This is a genomic window from Virgibacillus aidingensis, from assembly GCF_010994035.1.
In the GTDB taxonomy this organism is placed as follows: domain Bacteria; phylum Bacillota; class Bacilli; order Bacillales; family Amphibacillaceae; genus Virgibacillus_N.
Genome location: NZ_WIXN01000024.1, coordinates 26,414 through 43,940, shown reverse-complemented (window position 1 = coordinate 43,940; position 17,527 = coordinate 26,414). Strand labels below are relative to the sequence as shown.

The window sequence follows — 17,527 nt, the reverse complement described above, 5'->3', positions numbered from 1 at the left end:
GTTTTATTTTCGCGGTTTTTATAGACTTAAGGATATTTGGATTTAAATTTTTGCTGAGGATGTGCACTAGTGGAATTTTACTTGTGTTCGATCGATTTTGGTTGCGGTTCCGATCGATTTGGATGTGTTCTCGATCGATTTTGATTGCGGCTTGATCGATTTGGTTGCGTTCTCGATCGATTCGGGTGCGGTTCGAGCGATTTGGATTGCGCCCGATCGATTCGGATGCATTCCCGATCGATTTTGGTTGCGACTCGATCGATTCAGGTGCATTCCCGAGCGATTTGGTTGCGGCTCGATCGATTCGGATGTGTTCCCGATCGATTTTGGTTGCGGCTCGATCGATTCGGATGTGTTCCCGATCGATTTTAGTTGCGGCTCGATCGATTCGGATGCGGTCCCGAGCGATTTTGGTTGCGGCTCGATCGATTCGGGTGCGGTCCCGAGCAATTGGTTGCGTTCTCGATCGATTTGGGTGCGGCTCGATCGATTCGGGTGCGGTTCGATCGATTTGGATTGCGGCTCGATCAATTCGGATGTGTTCTCGATCGATTTTGGTTGCCGCTCGATCGATTCGGATGCATTCCCGATCGATTTTGGTTGCGACTCGATCGATTTGGGTGCGCTCCCGATCGATTCGGATGTGTTATCGATCGATTTTGGTTGCGGCTCGATCGATTTACATGCATTCCCGATCGATTTTGGTTGCGACTCGATCGATTCGGATGTGTTCCCGATCGATTTTGGTTGCGGCTCGATCGATTTGGATGTGTTCCCGATCGATTTGCATGAGTTCCTGTTGATTTGGAAAAGCTTCTGCTAACTTTTCTGCTTTCGACATACAACTCCATTCGTATGCTCAAAAAACCCTTAACAACTATTGTCATTAAGGGCAGATTGTCATTAAGGGCTGTACGTATTTATTTCAGGACTCCTATATCCGACCTGAAAAAGAATTCATCCCGCCCCCTGAAGGATTTCAGAGTTTCATAGACTATCCCGGCTGCTTCCTTCTGTTCTGAAGCTTTCGCGCCAACAAGCAGTACACGCCCGCCATTGGATACAAATCCTTCTTCAACAAGCTTTGTTCCCGCATGTACTGCATATGCCACGTCTGATGCAGACAAATCAGGAAGCTCAATACCTTTTTTGTATTTCCCCGGATAGCCTTTTGAGGCAACTACTACACCTACAGCTGAGAGATCCTCCCACTCCAGCAGCGGATCTTTTCCGTCCAGTACATCCAGCATGACCTGTTCGAGATCATTTTTCAATAAAGGCAGCACCACCTGTGTTTCCGGGTCGCCAAAGCGAGTATTGAACTCAATCACCTTTGGTCCCTCTTCGGTCATGATTAAGCCTGCATATAAGATGCCTGTAAATGGGCGGCCTTCCTTCATCATTCCGTTTACCGTCTTTTGCAGAATGTTTTCTATGGCAAAATTCAAGTGGTCTTCCGTAACATCTTCGACTGGCGCGAATGCCCCCATGCCGCCTGTATTTGGACCTTCATCATGATCATAGGCCCGCTTATGGTCTCTTGCGGTAACCATTGGATAGACGTTATTTTCATGGACAAAGGCCATCAGGGAAAATTCCTTTCCATCCAGAAATTCCTCAATGACCACTTTTGCACCTGCCTCTGAGAAGGTTTTGGCTACGAGCATGTCTTCCACTGCCTGATGGGCCTGTTCTTTTGTTTTAGCAACAACGACACCTTTTCCCGCTGCAAGACCGTCTGCCTTCACAACGATTGGGGCACCTTTTTTATCAATATAGCGTTTTGCATCATCTATTGAAGTAAAAGTTTCATAGGCGGCAGTCGGTATTTGATATTTCTCCATAAATTCCTTGGCAAAGCTTTTGCTTCCTTCCAAAAGGGCCGCTTCCTTTACTGGTGCGAAGATGGCAAGGTTCTCCTCCTGGAAAAGGTTGGCAATCCCCAAGTTTAATGGCGCTTCCGGTCCAATAATGGTCAAATCTATAGCCTTCACTTTAGCAAAATCCGCCAACCTCCGGATATCCCTTTCATCAATGGGCACACACACGGCATCCTTCGCCATCCCGGCATTTCCGGGAGCTGCAAAGATTTCGGTGACCCCTTTACTTTCGGAGAGTTTCATTACCATGCTGTGCTCCCGTCCGCCGCTGCCTACCACCAATATTTTCATGAAGCTCACTCCTCCCTGGTTCCGTTTTTCTAATGCTTAAAATGCCGCATGCCGGTATACACCATTGCGATACCATATTTGTCACATACATCAATGGACTCCTGATCACGTTTTGAACCGCCCGGCTGGATGATTGCCGTAATCCCTGCTTTTGCCGCCGCTTCCACTGTATCCGGCATCGGGAAAAATGCATCTGAGGCAAGTACGGCTCCTTTTGCTTTTTCACCTGCTTGTTCAATCGCGATATTTGCTGCCCCGATCCGATTCATCTGCCCGGCTCCCACACCAATGGTTTGGTTATCTTTCGCCAAAACAATTGCATTTGATTTTACGTGCTTCACTGCTTTCCAGGCAAACAGCAGGTCTTTCATTTCCTGAACTTCAGGGTTTCGTTTGGTAGGAACAGTTACATCACGTTCCGATACTTTTCCATTATCACGCTGTTGAATTAATACGCCGCCCTGAACGGCAGTCAGTTTTTCATGCTCAGCTGCCGAATCAGTTGCATCCAGCTCGAGCAGCCGAATATTTTTCTTTTTCGTTAATAATTCCATTGCTTCGGCGGTAAACCCGGGAGCAATAATAATTTCCAAAAAGATATCACTTAATTTCTCAGCGACAGCCTCATTGATCTGTCGATTCACTGCAACAATTCCTCCGAAAATGGATACCGGGTCTGCATCATAAGCCCGCATAAAAGCCGTATCCAAACTATCGGCAGTACCGATTCCGCATGGATTCATATGTTTTACTGCCACAGCTGCCGGTTCCTCAAATTCCGAAACAATATCAAGAGCGGCATTGGCATCCTGAATGTTATTGTAGGAAAGTTCTTTTCCGTGAAGCTGCTTTGCATTGGCAATACTTCCCTCATGAGGCAATGGGATTTTGTAAAATGCCGCCTTTTGATGGGGGTTTTCACCATAACGCAATGTCTGCACTTTTTCATATGTAACTGTATAGGTTTCCGGAAAGTCTTCTTTTGTTTCCCCGGTAAAATAACCGGCAATCATCGCATCATAGTTGGCTGTATGCCGAAAAACTTTCGCTGCCAGACTTTTTCGTATTCCCGCTGTTAAGCTGTCCTCTTGCAAATGCTTCAAAACAGCAGGATAATCTGCAGGATCAACGACCACGGTTACATCAGCATAGTTTTTCGCGGATGCACGCAACATAGCTGGTCCGCCGATATCAATGTTTTCAATAATATCTTCATCTGTGACGCCTTCTTTTTCCAACGTTTGTTTAAATGGGTAAAGGTTTACGACCACCATATCAATCGGCATGATATTATTTTCTTCCAGCTGGTTCCGATGGGTGCGGTCGGAACGCTTCGCAAGCAATCCGCCGTGAATTGCAGGATGCAATGTTTTCACCCGGCCATCCAGGATTTCCGGAAATCCTGTTATTTCATCTACCGCCGTTGCAGGAATGTCCGCTTCCTCTAATGTACGCAATGTACCGCCGGTGGAAAGAATCTCATAACCCAACCCGATAATACCTTTGGCAAACTCAATTATATTCTCTTTGTCGGAAACACTGATTAATGCTCTTTTTTCCATTTTGACCCCTCACTTTTCTATCATTTTCCGAGCAGATGATTGATCACTTCCGGATAAAGCCTGTGCTCTGCCCGCTGGATCCGTTTTTTTAACGTTTCTTCCGTATCGTCGGGAAGCACTGCTACTTCTGCTTGTGCAATCACCGGTCCTGTATCAATTCCTGCATCTATATAATGCACTGTTACCCCCGTTTTGTTCACGCCGGCACGAAAGGCTTCTCCGATGGCATCCTTTCCGGGAAAATCAGGAAGCAGGGATGGATGAATATTCACGATTCGCTTTTCAAACTTTTTTAGTAAGGTTTCTCCGACAATACGCATGTAACCCGCAAGAAATATCCATTCCACACCCGCTTTTATAAGTTTATCGGCAAGCATTTCTTCATAGGCACTTTTATCTTTATAGTCCTTCGCTTGAAAAATAACTGTTGGCACATGGTTGTTCTTGGCCTTTTCGATTACTTTAGCCACAGGCTGATCAGAAACGAGCAGTGCAATATCGCAGGCCAGATCAGGCTGCTCCATGATCGCCTGAAAGTTACTGCCTGTTCCGGAAGCAAATACTGCCGCTTTTGGCTTGCTCATGAGGTAAAATTCACTCCCTCAGTTTTAGTTATTTTACCAATGACACTGGCAGCCTCTCCATTTTCCGCAAGCAGCTGCAGCACGTCATCTGCATCCTCTTGTTGAACAACAAGCGCCATGCCGATCCCCATATTAAATACACCGTACATTTCTTTTTCTTCCATTTTCCCCTGATCCTGTAAAAACGAAAAGATCTTGGGTACTTGCCATTGCAGCGGATCAAGCGTCACACCCAGGCCTGATGGAAGAATGCGCGGGAGATTTTCATAAAAACCTCCACCGGTAATATGGGAAATTCCTTTTACATCGTATTGTTCCAAAACAGCTTTTACCGGTTTTGCATATATCCTGGTGGGCTCCATCAGCACTTCCCCAAGCGGTTTTCCAAGTCCGTGTTCTTCATTTAAGTCCATACCGGAAACGATTTTACGGACAAGGGAATAGCCATTGGAATGAATACCGCTGGAGTGGAGTCCGATAATGATGTCCTCTGCCTGTATATTTTCCCCGGTGACAAGTTTTGACTTCTCTGCGATTCCTACGGTGAAACCAGCCAGATCAAATTCATCGGCTCCATACATGCCGGGCATTTCTGCTGTTTCCCCGCCAATCAGTGCAGCACCTGCATACTCGCATCCGTCGGCAATCCCGGCAACAATCTGCTCAATCATGGCAGGATCATTTTTTCCGCAGGCAATATAATCAAGAAAAAACAAAGGCGCTGCACCTTGTGCAACAATATCATTCACACACATGGCGACCAAATCTATTCCGACAGTATCATACTTTTTCATCTGAAAAGCGAGTTTCAACTTTGTCCCTACTCCATCTGTCCCTGAAACGAGTACGGGCTCCTTAAAGGAAAAGGATGATAGATCAAACAAACCGGCAAAAGCACCGACACCGCCAAGCACTTCTTTCCGTGAAGTTCTTGCAATATGTTTTTTCATCCGCTCTACAGCTTCATATCCTTTTTCCACATCCACTCCGGCATCTTTATATATCTCTGACATGGTCCATCCTCCGCTTTAACTATTTATAAAAATTTGCTCTGTTTCTTCTGCTGTTACAGGGTAATTTCCTGTCATACACGCCATACATATTCCCTGATGAATTGTTTTATCTTTCACGATCGCTTTTTCCAGACCGGATTCGGATAAATAAGCAATACTGTCTGCACCAATTACATCGGCGATCTCATCCACGGTATAATTAGCCGCAATCAGGTCTTTACGTGTTGACATATCAATGCCGTAATAGCAGGGATGTGTAATCGGCGGCGAAGCGATCCGAACGTGTACTTCCTTGGCTCCGGCTTTTTTCAGCATCTTTACAATTCGCTTGCTTGTCGTTCCTCTGACGATGGAATCATCAATCATAATAATTTTTTTACCGTCCACTATGCTCCGGACTGGGGCCAGTTTCATTTTCACACCCTGTTCCCGCAATTCCTGGGAAGGCTGTATAAAGGTTCTGCCGATATAGCGGTTTTTTAAGATTCCCATTTCATAAGGCAGACCGCTTTCCTCGGCATAGCCGATAGCTGCGGAAATACTGGAGTCCGGAACCCCGATCACCATATCTGCTTCAGCAGGTGCTTCCCTTGCCAGTTCCTTACCGGCATTTTTTCTTGAAGCATGCACATTAACACGATTGACATCACTGTCCGGTCTGGATAAATACACATATTCCATGCCGCACATGCTTCTGCGGCCTCTGGGAGCAAATCTTGTAATCTCTATTCCTTCATCACTAATGATAATGAGTTCACCAGGCAGCGCTTCACGTTCAAATACTGCACCAATTTGATCAAATGCACAGGTTTCCGAAGCGACTACATAGGCATCTCCCAGTTTTCCGACTGATAGCGGGCGGATGCCTGCAGGATCTACTGCTGCATACATTTTGTCTTCCGTTAATATAACGAAAGTGTATGCACCAACAATTTGATTCAGCGCTGCTGCAATTGATTTTTTGTTTGCTGTCTGCCCGCCTCTTCTGATCAGGTGTGCCAGCAACTCCGTGTCTGAGGAAGTCTGCAATATGCTTCCTTTGTTTTCCAATTTGGCACGCAGTAAGCGGGAGTTCAGAATGTTGCCGTTTTGGGCAAGTGCCATGCTTCCGCCTGTTTGGGTACGGAATAACAGCGGCTGCACATTTTCAATCGTTCTGCCGCCAGCTGTGGTATAGCGCACATGCCCAATGGCATTTCTCCCGGGAAGTTTGTCAAACTTCACTTCCCCGAAGACGTCATTTATCAGTCCCAGCCCTTTATGGGAGCGGAGATCCCGCCCATCACTGACAACAATGCCCGCCCCTTCCTGTCCTCTATGCTGCATGGAATGGAGGCCATAGTAAGTCAGCTCGGCAGCTTTCTGATGATTCCAGATGCCAAATACCCCACATTCTTCATTTATGCCTTTGCATTCAGCATACATGGGATCGCTCCCCTCCATAACTTCTCCAATTCTTTTACATCTTCGTTGATCACGGCAGCCCCGTTTATTTTGATTACGAGGGCCGGCGCTGCGGTAACGACACCAATTTCCTTTGCATCTTCCACTCCGGCTTCAAAGGCTTCTTTATTCGATTCTTTCACAGAAACGAGAAATCTCGATTGGGTTTCACTGAACAATACCGCAGTTGCATCTCCGGAAAGTGCTGTTTCAGCCCCAAGACCTTGATCGCCAAAAGTACATTCAGCCAGTGCGGCAGCAAGTCCGCCTTCTGCAAGATCATGTGCTGATTCGACAATACCCTGCCTGATTGCCTGCAGCAGCTGTTTTTGACGGACTGCTTCCACAGCCAAATCAATCTCCGGCGCCTTGCCTTCATATTTTCCATGAATCATATTTTGGAGTTCACTGCCGCCAAACTCTGCCTTTGTTTCTCCAATCATATAAATAATGTCCCCTTCATTCTGGAAAACGCCAGGAGTAATATGCTCAAGCGACTCATGCAGTCCAACCATGCCAACAATCGGTGTCGGGAAAATCGACCTTCCTTTTGACTGGTTATACAGAGAAACATTACCGCTGACTACAGGGGTACCAAGTGCTGCACTTGCATTACTCATCCCGTCAACACTTTTTTCCATTTGCCAAAAGGTCTCCGGATTGGTTGGATTTCCATAGTTTAAACCATCTGTGAGTGCAAGCGGTTTTGCACCGGAACAAACCAGGTTGCGGGCTGCCTCTGCTACTGCGATTTTACCGCCTGCCTCCGGATCCAGGTAAATATAGCGGGAATTACAGTCTGCAGTCATGGCAATCGATTTATCCTGGTCACCGATTCGGACTGCCGCCGCACCTGAGCCGGGAGGCACAAGCATGTTTTCATCTGCGTCCGAACCGAATTGGCTATACGCCCATTCTTTGCTTGCAATCGTTGGCTGCTGCAGCAATTGCTTCATTATTTGAGCATGATCCTCTACCGGCGGAACTGTATTTTCCATCTGCTGAAACCTTTTGAAGTACTCCGCTTCTTCTGAAGGCATTTCATACTCCGGCACATCTTCTGTCAATGCATCAACCGGGATATCCGCCATCACTTCACCATGATGTTTAATGCGAAAAGCTTTATCTTTTATTACTTTGCCAACTGCTGCTGCCTGAAGATCATATTTTTTAAATATATCGATAATTTCCTGTTCACGGCCCTTTCTAACAACAAGGAGCATTCTTTCCTGGGATTCTGAAAGCATCAATTCATAGGCGTTCATATTTTCTTCTTTTTGCGGAACCAGATCCAGATCCATTTCCACCCCGGTACCTGCTTTACTGGCCATTTCACTGGCTGAAGAAGTGAGTCCTGCTGCACCCATGTCCTGAATACCAACCAGTGCATCAGACTTTATTACCTCAAGGCAGGCTTCTATTAATTTTTTTTCTACATATGGGTCACCGGATACAGACGGATTACCCTCTGATTCATCTTCACCAAGATCATCTGAGGCAAAAGTGGCTCCGTGAATTCCTTCCCTGCCTGTAGCAGCACCGGCATAAATGACTGTATTTCCTGCACCGGATGCAATTCCTTTTTGAATATCCTCATGATTAATCAGTCCGACACACATGGCATTGACAAGCGGATTATCCTCATAGCTGTCATCAAATTGCACTTCTCCGCCTGCAGTCGGTACACCCACCCCTTTTCCGTAGTAGGCCATTCCTTTTACCACTTCGGAAAATAAATTTTTAACACGAGCTGTATTCAGGTTTCCAAACCGGAGTGAATTCAGCAGAGCAATTGGACGGGCGCCCATGGAAAATACATCACGGACAATCCCGCCGACACCTGTAGCAGCCCCGTCAAATGGATTAACTGCCGAAGGGTGGTTATGGCTTTCCATTTTAAACACTACCGCCTGGTTATCGCCAATATCAACCACACCGGCGCCTTCCCCGGGTCCCTGGAGCACCTGTGGTCCCTGTACCGGAAACTTTCGCAATAACGGCTTCGATGTTTTATAACTGCAATGCTCTGACCACATGACAGAAAAAATCCCCGTCTCGGTAAAATTCGGAAGACGATTCATTATTTTCTTTACCATATTATATTCTTCATCGCTCAAACCCATTTCCCTGTAAAGCTTATCTTTTTCAATCTGTTCCGGTTGAATATCTTTTATCTCTGCCACAGGATCCCCTCCAATTTTGTATACACAGATGAGCTTTATTTATGCTTCCGTCAAACCGATCCGCTCAAAAATTGCGTCAACATTTTTCAAGTGATAGGTGTAATCAAAGCAATCCTCTATTTCCTCCCGGGATAACTTTTCCGTAATTTGCCGTTCATTTTCCACAAGCTGCCTGAATGGTGTCTCCGTCTCCCAGGCTTCCATCGCTTTCGGCTGTACAATGTCATATGCTGCTTCTCTAGCCATCCCTTTATCTATCAATGCCAGCAATACACGCTGGGAAAATATCACGCCATATGTTTTGTCTATATTGCGTTTCATGTTTTCCGGGAAAACGGTCAGTTTTTTGACAATGCCGCTAAACCGGTTCAGCATATAATTCAATGCAATCGTTGCGTCAGGTAAAATTACGCGCTCTGCAGATGAATGGGAAATATCCCGTTCATGCCATAATGCCACATTTTCATATGCGGTCGTCATGTACCCGCGTATGACCCGGGCCATTCCGCTCATATTTTCCGAACCAATCGGGTTCCGCTTATGCGGCATGGCTGAGGAACCTTTTTGTCCCTTGGCGAAAAACTCCTCCACTTCCCGTGTTTCCGTTTTTTGCAGATGGCGGATGTCGGTGGCAAATTTTTCAATGGATGTTGCGATTAAAGCAAGTGCTGACACATATGCTGCATGCCGGTCTCTTTGCAGGGTTTGCGTGGAAACAGGTGCTGGTTTCAAGCCGAGCTTTTCACACACATATTTCTCCACATATGGATCAATATTGGCATATGTTCCCACCGCACCTGAAAGCTTGCCGTACGCTATCTGATCTGCGGCAAGCTCGAAACGCTCCAGGTTGCGCTTCATTTCTTCATACCATAACGCCAGTTTCAGCCCAAAAGTGGTTGGCTCTGCATGAACACCGTGGGTTCTGCCCATCATGACCGTATGCTTATGCTCTATTGCTTTTTCTTTTAAAACGTGGATAAAATTGTTGATGTCTTTTCGGATGATCTCATTGGCCTGTTTGATTAAATAGGATAATGCCGTATCAACTACATCGGTGGAAGTCAGTCCGTAATGCACCCATTTCCGTTCCTGGCCAAGTGACTCGGAAACTGCCCTGGTGAAGGCTACCACATCATGCCTTGTCTCCTGTTCAATTTCGTAAATCCGGCTAACATCAAAGCTGGCATTTTCGCGCAATTTTTTTACATCCCCGGCAGGAATCATACCAAGCTCACTCCACGCCTCACAGGCCAATATTTCTACTTCCAGCCAAGCTTTGTACTTGTTTTCTTCTGTCCAAATAGCTCCCATTTCTTCTCTCGTATAGCGTTCAATCATTGCCTGGCCTCCTCAAATTGCTCTATTGTTTTATCCAATTCCTCCATCGTTTCCCCGAGGAAAGTAACATGCCCCATCTTCCGTTTTGTTTTTGCCTCTGCTTTTCCGTACAGATGAACGAAGGGTTCCGATTGTTCCTGCATTACTTTCAACGTTCCCCCGATATCCTCACCTAATATATTTACCATGATTGCGGGCCGCAGCAATTCTATTTTTCCTAAAGGAAGACCGCAAATGGCCCGAATGTGCTGGGTGAATTGGGAAATATTGCATGCCTCCATCGTATAATGGCCCGAATTATGCGGGCGCGGTGCCATTTCATTTAAGTAAATGTTCTCTCCTTTTACGAACATTTCAATGGCAAAGGTTCCCACGACATTCATTTCCTCCGCCAATCTTCCGGCTGCATGTATTGCTTTTTCTTCCAATTTACCGGACACGCGGGCGGGTGCAGTTGTTTTATATAAAATTTGATCTTTATGGTCATTTTCAGCTAATGGGAAATAGGTTATTTCCCCGGATTGTGAGCGTGTGAATACGACAGAAATTTCCTTATCGAACGGAATCCAGTGCTCAATAATGCAATGTCCTTTCTCCGCTGCGAAGTCTATTGCTGGCTGTACGTCAACTTTTGACGTAAGTTTGAATTGCCCTTTCCCGTCATATCCGCCGCTGCATGTTTTAATGACTGCGGGAAAAGGGAAGTTTTGCAATGCTTCCTCACATTCCCCGCCATGATGTACAATAGCAAAGTCGGGTACAGGAAGGCCTGCTTTTTTTATCAGCTGCTTTTCTTTCTCCCTGTTTTGCGTGATCTCAAGGGCGAAGGCACCCTGAGGCAGCTTTCCTTCCTTTTCCAGATAGGCTGCTGCCTGGAGATCCACATTTTCAAATTCGTAGGTGATGACGTCACTCACGCTATTTAATTCCCTGATCGCATCCATATTATCGTATGCAGCCGTGATAGCAAGGTCTGCCACTTGGGCGGCAGGACAATCCGGCGTTGGATCGAGTACTGCGATCCGGTATCCCATATGCCGTGCGGCCAGTGCCATCATTCTGCCAAGCTGTCCGCCGCCGATAATACCAATTGTTTGCCCAGGTAATATTTGTTTATTTGTCTGCAAGCTCTTCCCTCATTTCCGCAACTTTTTTCTTCATATTTTCCCGGTAGGTCTCCAGTTTTGCGGTGATATATTCATCATGGGAACCGATAATCTGTGCAGCTAAGAGTCCCGCATTGGCAGCTCCCGCTTTACCGATTGCCACTGTTGCTGTTGGCACACCGCCAGGCATTTGAACAATGGATAAAAGGGAATCCAGACCGTTTAATGCTTTGCTTTGAACCGGCACCCCAATGACAGGCAGCGTAGTCTGGGAAGCAACCATGCCGGGAAGATGTGCCGCTCCGCCTGCTCCTGCAATTATTACTTTCAAACCGCGTTTTCTTGCTTCTTTTGCATAGGCAAACATGTCATCCGGCGTGCGATGCGCGGAGATCACTTCCTTTTCGTATGGAATTTGCAATTCATCCAGTACATGGCATGTATGCTGCATTGTTTCCCAATCCGAAATGCTTCCCATAATGACACCAACCGTTGCCATACAATCCCTCTTTCTATATCGAAGTTTGTTATAGATGCATCTATGTATAAAAATTAATGGTGAACGCGCCGGGAAATAGCCCCTCTTGACGATCAGCTTCACAATACTCTCTGCAGTTAAGGAGTTAAGGACAGAAATATACCACGCGGGGCTAACCCCAACAGAAAAAAGCCTAATCGTCTCCCCCGGCATATGAGAGAAGATGAATTAGGCTTGGCTGCATCCATGAAAAATAGACCATTGCGGATATACAATGTTTCATCCTCCCCCATAGTCCGGCTTTTACGGAGCCGGGTAGAGACTTCCGGGCCATATTCCCAGAAATATATGAGGTGTTTTTTATTCGTTTTTCTTGTTTCAGTATACTAGACGAAGTCATGTATTGTCAAACAAATTAGCGAACGTTTTAACTTTAAATTTGATTATTGTTCGGATTTTGCATGCAACATCCTTTATTCTTCAAATCTTGTCAGTAATTAATATATAATCCCTATTGTTAGAAAGAAAAATAAAAAAGCTTCATGTCCGGTTTTATCATGAAAGCTTCTTTCAAAAAATCTGTTCCTTCACGTTTAAAAAACTTGTGTTCCGGCCAGCTCACCACTTTAATAGAAACACATCGGTTTGTAATGGAAAAAAGTTCTCAGAGGTTTAGGGTAATTATTCATCCTCATTTAAAATATGCAAATGAAACTGAAAACCTTCATAGCTCCTCATCATATTTCCAATTTCCTCCCAGTTGTATGGCTTACCATCAATAATAACAAGAGGAACATCCGGATCTTCCTCATTATATTCAATTCTTCCGACAAGCTCATCATCTGGCATCGTCTGGTATGTATGACCACCTGGTAAGACTTTCTGGTTTATATATTTTCTCGAAACACCATCTTTTACTTTATCATACAATTTCTGAAACAGCTCCTGCTGGTCACAATCCAATTCTCCAAAAACCTCAAATCGGTAACCATAAAAGTCATTTTCTCCAGCTTCCAATCGAATACCCTGATGAAATAATTCCGGCCTGACATAAAAATAATGCCTTATACCCTCGGAATCTTTTACTATGATCGAATCAGGGAGGTCTATTAACTGAACCCCCAGCTCGATGGAAAGCACCTCGTTGTAGCAGTCCCTGCAAAGTGAACGCTGTTCCGTTTCAGTTGTTAATGTAATCATTGCATCCTGTTTGCCGCATTGGCTGCATGTATTCATAAAAGTCATTCCTTTTGTTTATGTTTTTATCAACTCATTTATTGTGATTAAATCCAGACGGGTCTATCAGATCAGCATGGAACTTCAGCCAAGATTTCACATCCTAAAATAAACTCGTTAAATGGAGTCTGTTTTTTTAAGGATGCCCATTTATATCCGTTTTTTCAGAAGGCTGTTCTGAATGTGCCTGCGCTGCATGCTTCCTTTTCTTCGGATTCATCAATCTTCCGCGGCGTAACTGTTTCACCCAGAATCCGCCGTAAATCTGCTTCGGTTCATAGGCAATGATAAATGCTTTCGGATCAATTTCCTTAATGGTTTCATAGAGTTTTAATTCATACTTTCTCGGGGTTAGAATCTGCATGGCCAGCCTGTCCCCTTCCATGCCATATGCAAACCAGCTTGTAACACCATACCCTTTTTCCCGTAATTTCCTGGTGAATTCAATATCCGGGTTCGAAGATATGACATTGACGGTTATATAGCCAAGGGCAAGCTTATCTTCAATTTTTGTGCCTACAATAACTCCAACGCCATAACCGAGTGCATACGCAATAATATTTTGTATTTCATTGAGATTATCCAATACAAGACCCAGCCCAATTATATAAATGACAATTTCCACCATGCTTACAGAAGCTGCAATATAGCGGCGGCCTTTTAGCGTTAAAATCATCCGGATCGTAAAAAATGAAACATATACCACATTGATGACAAAAATAATCGCCACCATTACTAGTGCATTACTAAGCAATCAAACCGCCCGCCTTTCCTATTTTTGCGTTTGCATCCGTTCTTACCCGGGGGATTTAACGAGTTACCCTAAAAGTAAATCCCGCTTGCTAAGTCCTTACCGCTTCTTGTACTTTCAATGAAACTGCTTCCCTATAGCTATATTCGAACATAACATGTTTATTCTTTATTCGGTCCAAACACTCGCTTGTCAATGGATGATTCCGTACCGCGGAGACGTTTTTGCAATCTGCTCTTCCAGTTTGGAGCCAGCAGTTCACAGGATGCAAGTTCTTCTGCCAGGCGCAAATCCTCTTTATATACATGCATGACTTCATTACAAGCTGCAATTGTCCACTGGGGATATGGTCTGTTTGTTAATTTAAGATCTGATGCAGCTTCCACAAACCCTTCTTTTAATACACGAAAATACCACCCGGTACGCCCGCTATTTTGTATACGCAGTGCCAGATCCATGATGCGATAGCGCCGGGCCGGCTTCCAGCATGGCTGACGAGGCTGTGAAACTTGAATAATGGCATCGCCTATTTCATATGTATCCCCAATGCAAACGGAGTATTCATCCATTTCCAAAACAGCAAAATTTTCACCGAACCCGCCCATATCAATGGAATCAATCTCCAATTCCTGTCGCCAGTCTGTATAATGTTTAATCGGATAGGCAAACACGGCTTTTTCCGGTCCTCCATGATTTTTTGTATCTGCTACCTCATCACCGGTAAAACCTGTTTCGGAAAGCCACACTTTTCCCTTTGTTTCCGTTTTAAAAATACCGCTTTTCCATGGTCTTTCCATTCGGTCCTGTGCATTTTCGGTGCCCATCTTCTTTACTTTTCCCGTAAATAATTTATGAACATGCGGTTCTTCCATCATTACATCAGCTCTCCATTTATGATATAGTATCTTTATTCTATTAGAAAATCCGGCATTCGCCAAGTATATGGAGATGCCATACTTTTATACACCGTAAAATATGATAACAGTTATATCATTTGATTTTGGAGGGAAAATAATGCAACAGGAGAAAGCAATATTTGCCGGAGGATGTTTTTGGTGCATGGTCAAGCCATTTGATCAGTGGGACGGGGTTCATGACGTCATTTCCGGCTACACAGGAGGCCATGTGGAAAACCCGACTTATGAAATAGTCAAACAGGGGGGCTCCGGTCATTACGAAGCGGTGGAAATTACGTATGATCCTTCCGTGATAAGCTATGAAACAATTTTAAATATTTATTGGCAGCAGATCGATCCCACTGATGATGGGGGACAATTCCATGATCGGGGCGATTCCTACCGGACAGCCATCTTCTATTATACGGACGAACAGAAACAGCAAGCTGAAAAGTCCAAAAAAGAACTGGAGGAGAGCGGCAAATTTTCGGCACCGATCGTTACAAAGATTTTACCCGCTGACACCTTTTATCCCGCTGAAGACTACCACCAGGATTATTATAAAAAAAATGAAAAGCACTACAAAGAAGACCGGGAAAAATCCGGCCGTGATGACTTTATCCAATCGGTTTGGAAGTGAAACACCGGAACGGTTCAAGTGTTGCAGCGCCATTTGCGGAAGAAATCATAGAGAAGGGCTTTGTCGCTGCAGCACTGGAACCTTTATTTTGTGGTGCATGCATCTATAAATGCTTCATATATTTTCAGCGAGGGCTGATCATTCACTGCCGCAGTTGCCTCGGGATGCCACTGCAGACCGAGTACAAAAGGCAATTCCTTGCTCTCCACCGCCTCTACAACACCATCACTCGCTTTTCCGCTGATCCGAAATTCACCGGACACATCACGGTTTGCCTGATGGTGATAGCTATTAATCTTAAATTTCTCCTTACCGGTAATTCTGTATAGCAGTGAATCTTTTTCCACATAAACATAATGGGACATATGCTCCATCGGCGCTTTTTGCGTATGCTGCAGAAGCGCTTGATCTGTTTGGGCGTAAATATCCTGATACATATCTCCACCTGCTGCTATGTTTAGCGTCTGACTGCCCCGGCAAACACCCAGTATTGGTTTCTTCCATTCCAGCAGCTTTTTCATTAATTTAATTTCCGAGTGATCCCGGGCTGGAATAATCGTGCCAAGATCGGGATGGGGTTCTTCTCCAAATAGTGTAGGATCAATATCATAGCCCCCGGTTGCATATAAGCCATCGATTTGGGATGCGATTTGCTGAACATCCTCTTCTTCCAGGTAATAAGGCAATATGACAGGCATACCGCCGGCTCTCAGGATTGCTTTTATATTTCTGTTATTCACAGTATAAACGGACTGATCGATTTCCATGGATGCAGTCACACCTATTACTGGTTTCATCATAAACTCCCCCTGCATGTCAGTATATTTTAACAATAGTTTAAACGTCCCCGAAGCATCTGTCCAGACAAGAAAAATTTTTTTGTTACTGTTCATGGCAAAAAGTGCTATAGTTAAAAGTAGACTTTAAAGTTAGAGGAGAACTTACATTGATAAAGAAAGATTCCCTGGTTCCTTTAAAAATGCTGTTATTCAGCTTCCATGCTTCAAATACAATCATTCTCAGTTTCCTTCCTTTGTATTTGGATTTCAGAGGGCTGAGTGAAACAGAAATCGGCTGGGTACTGGCTATCGGGCCGCTTGCTTCCATCTTTGCCCAGCCATTCTTCGGTTATTTAAGTGATAAATATAAAACAGTAAAATGGATATTGCTTATTTGTGTGATCGGGCTATTAATTTTCAGCACGCTTTTCTTCCAAATGAACACACTGCTTTCCATTATGCTGATGGGGGCTGTTTTTTATTTTTTCACCACACCGATTGGAGCGTTAGGGGACAGTCTGGCACAGCGCAGGGCAGATGAACTTCAGATTTCCTTTGGAACCATTCGGATGTGGGGATCAGTTGGCTTTGCAACATCCTCTCTGATTGTAGGTGAGATTCTTGCCAGAGCAGGCATTGAATATATGATCTGGCCCTACTTATTTTTTGGCACCCTGGCACTCCTGGTTGTTTTTCGTCTGAAAGATGTAAAAGTCGATGCGGAACCTGTCCAATTCAGGGATATTGGCAAAATAGTAAAAAACAAGCCATTTATTCTCTTTCTTTTGCTGATCATGTTCCTTTCCATTACCCACCGGGCAAATGATAGTTATATGGGGCTTTATATTACAAGGCTTGGTGGTACGGAAGGGTTAGTGGGTCTGGCCTGGTTTGTAGGCGTCATTGCGGAGGCGCTGGTTTTTGCCTTTGCGGGATTCTGGTTCAAAAGGTTTAAACCGCTGATTTTTATTATATTTGCCGGTGCAATTTACAGCATAAGGTGGTTTATCTACGGGTGGGCAGATGATCCAATGTATATTGTTGCCCTGCAATTTTTGCACGGGATCACATTTGGTGTATTTTACCTGGCTTCCTTCTCCTATATTACAAGGCTCATACCAAAGCTGCTCCAATCCACCGGGCATTTGGTGTTTTTTGCAACATTCTTTGGCGTTTCCGGAATTATCGGCTCTTTGGCAGGCGGGAGAATGATCGACACGTTCAGCGGGAGCGCACTATATATTACCATGGGCATCCTTGCAGCAACTGGAACGGTTTTGTTGATGGTGTACCATGTATACTCCTATAGGAAAGGTCTGAGTGCCGGGAATAGGTAGTGGAGAG

At 44.9% G+C, this 17,527-nt stretch carries 16 protein-coding genes and 1 riboswitch; of the genes, 3 read left to right on the top strand and 13 right to left on the bottom strand.

Features of this window, described 5'->3' with window-relative positions:
• The first annotated feature begins 97 nt into the window (after positions 1-97).
• The gene (locus GHD25_RS17035; RefSeq protein ID WP_164219091.1) at positions 98-823 is read left to right on the top strand and encodes a hypothetical protein; all 726 of its coding nucleotides are present in this window, start codon (positions 98-100) and stop codon (positions 821-823) included.
• 97 nt (positions 824-920) lie between these two features.
• Here the strand turns inward: GHD25_RS17035 and purD are convergent, their stop codons facing one another.
• The 12 genes from purD to GHD25_RS16975 form a co-directional block, all read right to left on the bottom strand.
• Positions 921-2,171, bottom strand: a complete 1,251-nt coding sequence (gene purD / locus GHD25_RS17030) for a phosphoribosylamine--glycine ligase (protein WP_164219089.1) — start codon at positions 2,169-2,171, stop codon at positions 921-923.
• 29 nt (positions 2,172-2,200) lie between these two features.
• Positions 2,201-3,733 (bottom strand): bifunctional phosphoribosylaminoimidazolecarboxamide formyltransferase/IMP cyclohydrolase, encoded by a 1,533-nt coding sequence (gene purH / locus GHD25_RS17025; RefSeq protein WP_164219087.1) that lies wholly within the window; start codon positions 3,731-3,733, stop codon positions 2,201-2,203.
• A 20-nt stretch (positions 3,734-3,753) separates the two neighbouring features.
• A complete protein-coding gene (gene purN / locus GHD25_RS17020) occupies positions 3,754-4,317 on the bottom strand; it encodes a phosphoribosylglycinamide formyltransferase (protein ID WP_164219085.1) in 564 nt (187 codons plus the stop codon).
• Complete coding sequence (gene purM, locus GHD25_RS17015; protein WP_164219083.1) at positions 4,314-5,330, bottom strand: phosphoribosylformylglycinamidine cyclo-ligase; 1,017 nt, start codon at positions 5,328-5,330, stop codon at positions 4,314-4,316. Before purM ends, purN begins: the two co-directional genes overlap by 4 nt.
• A gap of 15 nt (positions 5,331-5,345) precedes the next feature.
• Positions 5,346-6,755: an amidophosphoribosyltransferase gene (purF, locus tag GHD25_RS17010; RefSeq protein WP_164219081.1), complete on the bottom strand. Its 1,410-nt coding sequence runs from the start codon at positions 6,753-6,755 to the stop codon at positions 5,346-5,348.
• Positions 6,731-8,896, bottom strand: coding sequence for a phosphoribosylformylglycinamidine synthase subunit PurL (gene purL, locus GHD25_RS17005; RefSeq protein ID WP_462943935.1), 2,166 nt, complete (start codon positions 8,894-8,896; stop codon positions 6,731-6,733). The genes purF and purL overlap by 25 nt, the downstream gene beginning before the upstream one ends.
• 99 nt (positions 8,897-8,995) lie before the next feature.
• Positions 8,996-10,297: an adenylosuccinate lyase gene (gene purB, locus GHD25_RS17000; RefSeq protein WP_164219077.1), complete on the bottom strand. Its 1,302-nt coding sequence runs from the start codon at positions 10,295-10,297 to the stop codon at positions 8,996-8,998.
• Positions 10,294-11,424: a 5-(carboxyamino)imidazole ribonucleotide synthase gene (purK, locus tag GHD25_RS16995; RefSeq protein ID WP_164219075.1), complete on the bottom strand. Its 1,131-nt coding sequence runs from the start codon at positions 11,422-11,424 to the stop codon at positions 10,294-10,296. The genes purB and purK overlap by 4 nt, the downstream gene beginning before the upstream one ends.
• Positions 11,411-11,902, bottom strand: coding sequence for a 5-(carboxyamino)imidazole ribonucleotide mutase (purE, locus tag GHD25_RS16990; RefSeq protein ID WP_164219072.1), 492 nt, complete (start codon positions 11,900-11,902; stop codon positions 11,411-11,413). The genes purK and purE overlap by 14 nt, the downstream gene beginning before the upstream one ends.
• A gap of 251 nt (positions 11,903-12,153) precedes the next feature.
• Positions 12,154-12,253: riboswitch (purine riboswitch) on the bottom strand.
• A gap of 309 nt (positions 12,254-12,562) precedes the next feature.
• Positions 12,563-13,117: a DUF7713 domain-containing protein gene (locus GHD25_RS16985; protein WP_164219070.1), complete on the bottom strand. Its 555-nt coding sequence runs from the start codon at positions 13,115-13,117 to the stop codon at positions 12,563-12,565.
• A gap of 136 nt (positions 13,118-13,253) precedes the next feature.
• Entirely contained in the window at positions 13,254-13,871 is a 618-nt protein-coding gene (locus tag GHD25_RS16980; RefSeq protein ID WP_164219068.1) for a DUF2179 domain-containing protein, read from the bottom strand.
• 158 nt (positions 13,872-14,029) lie between these two features.
• Positions 14,030-14,740 (bottom strand): MOSC domain-containing protein, encoded by a 711-nt coding sequence (locus GHD25_RS16975; protein WP_164219129.1) that lies wholly within the window; start codon positions 14,738-14,740, stop codon positions 14,030-14,032.
• 142 nt (positions 14,741-14,882) lie between these two features.
• Between GHD25_RS16975 and msrA the strand changes: the two genes are divergently transcribed.
• Positions 14,883-15,404, top strand: coding sequence for a peptide-methionine (S)-S-oxide reductase MsrA (gene msrA, locus GHD25_RS16970; RefSeq protein WP_164219066.1), 522 nt, complete (start codon positions 14,883-14,885; stop codon positions 15,402-15,404).
• A gap of 83 nt (positions 15,405-15,487) precedes the next feature.
• Here the strand turns inward: msrA and GHD25_RS16965 are convergent, their stop codons facing one another.
• Positions 15,488-16,201, bottom strand: a complete 714-nt coding sequence (locus tag GHD25_RS16965) for a gamma-glutamyl-gamma-aminobutyrate hydrolase family protein (protein WP_164219064.1) — start codon at positions 16,199-16,201, stop codon at positions 15,488-15,490.
• A gap of 149 nt (positions 16,202-16,350) precedes the next feature.
• On the opposite strand from GHD25_RS16965, the gene GHD25_RS16960 reads away from it, so the two are divergent.
• Positions 16,351-17,520, top strand: coding sequence for an MFS transporter (locus tag GHD25_RS16960; RefSeq protein ID WP_164219062.1), 1,170 nt, complete (start codon positions 16,351-16,353; stop codon positions 17,518-17,520).
• Positions 17,521-17,527 lie beyond the last annotated feature (7 nt).

Excerpts from the sequence above, each read along its gene's own strand:
- purN (WP_164219085.1), bottom strand. The coding sequence starts at position 4,317 with ATGAGCAAGCCAAAAGCGGCAGTATTTGCTTCCGGAACAGGCAGTAAC.
- msrA (WP_164219066.1), top strand. The coding sequence starts at position 14,883 with ATGCAACAGGAGAAAGCAATATTTGCCGGAGGATGTTTTTGGTGCATG.
- purE (WP_164219072.1), bottom strand. The coding sequence starts at position 11,902 with ATGGCAACGGTTGGTGTCATTATGGGAAGCATTTCGGATTGGGAAACA.
- GHD25_RS16975 (WP_164219129.1), bottom strand. The coding sequence starts at position 14,740 with ATGGAAGAACCGCATGTTCATAAATTATTTACGGGAAAAGTAAAGAAG.
- purH (WP_164219087.1), bottom strand. The coding sequence starts at position 3,733 with ATGGAAAAAAGAGCATTAATCAGTGTTTCCGACAAAGAGAATATAATT.
- purB (WP_164219077.1), bottom strand. The coding sequence starts at position 10,297 with ATGATTGAACGCTATACGAGAGAAGAAATGGGAGCTATTTGGACAGAA.
- GHD25_RS16985 (WP_164219070.1), bottom strand. The coding sequence starts at position 13,117 with ATGAATACATGCAGCCAATGCGGCAAACAGGATGCAATGATTACATTA.
- purM (WP_164219083.1), bottom strand. The coding sequence starts at position 5,330 with ATGTCAGAGATATATAAAGATGCCGGAGTGGATGTGGAAAAAGGATAT.
- purF (WP_164219081.1), bottom strand. The coding sequence starts at position 6,755 with ATGTATGCTGAATGCAAAGGCATAAATGAAGAATGTGGGGTATTTGGC.
- purD (WP_164219089.1), bottom strand. The coding sequence starts at position 2,171 with ATGAAAATATTGGTGGTAGGCAGCGGCGGACGGGAGCACAGCATGGTA.
- GHD25_RS16965 (WP_164219064.1), bottom strand. The coding sequence starts at position 16,201 with ATGAAACCAGTAATAGGTGTGACTGCATCCATGGAAATCGATCAGTCC.
- purL (WP_462943935.1), bottom strand. The coding sequence starts at position 8,896 with ATGGGTTTGAGCGATGAAGAATATAATATGGTAAAGAAAATAATGAAT.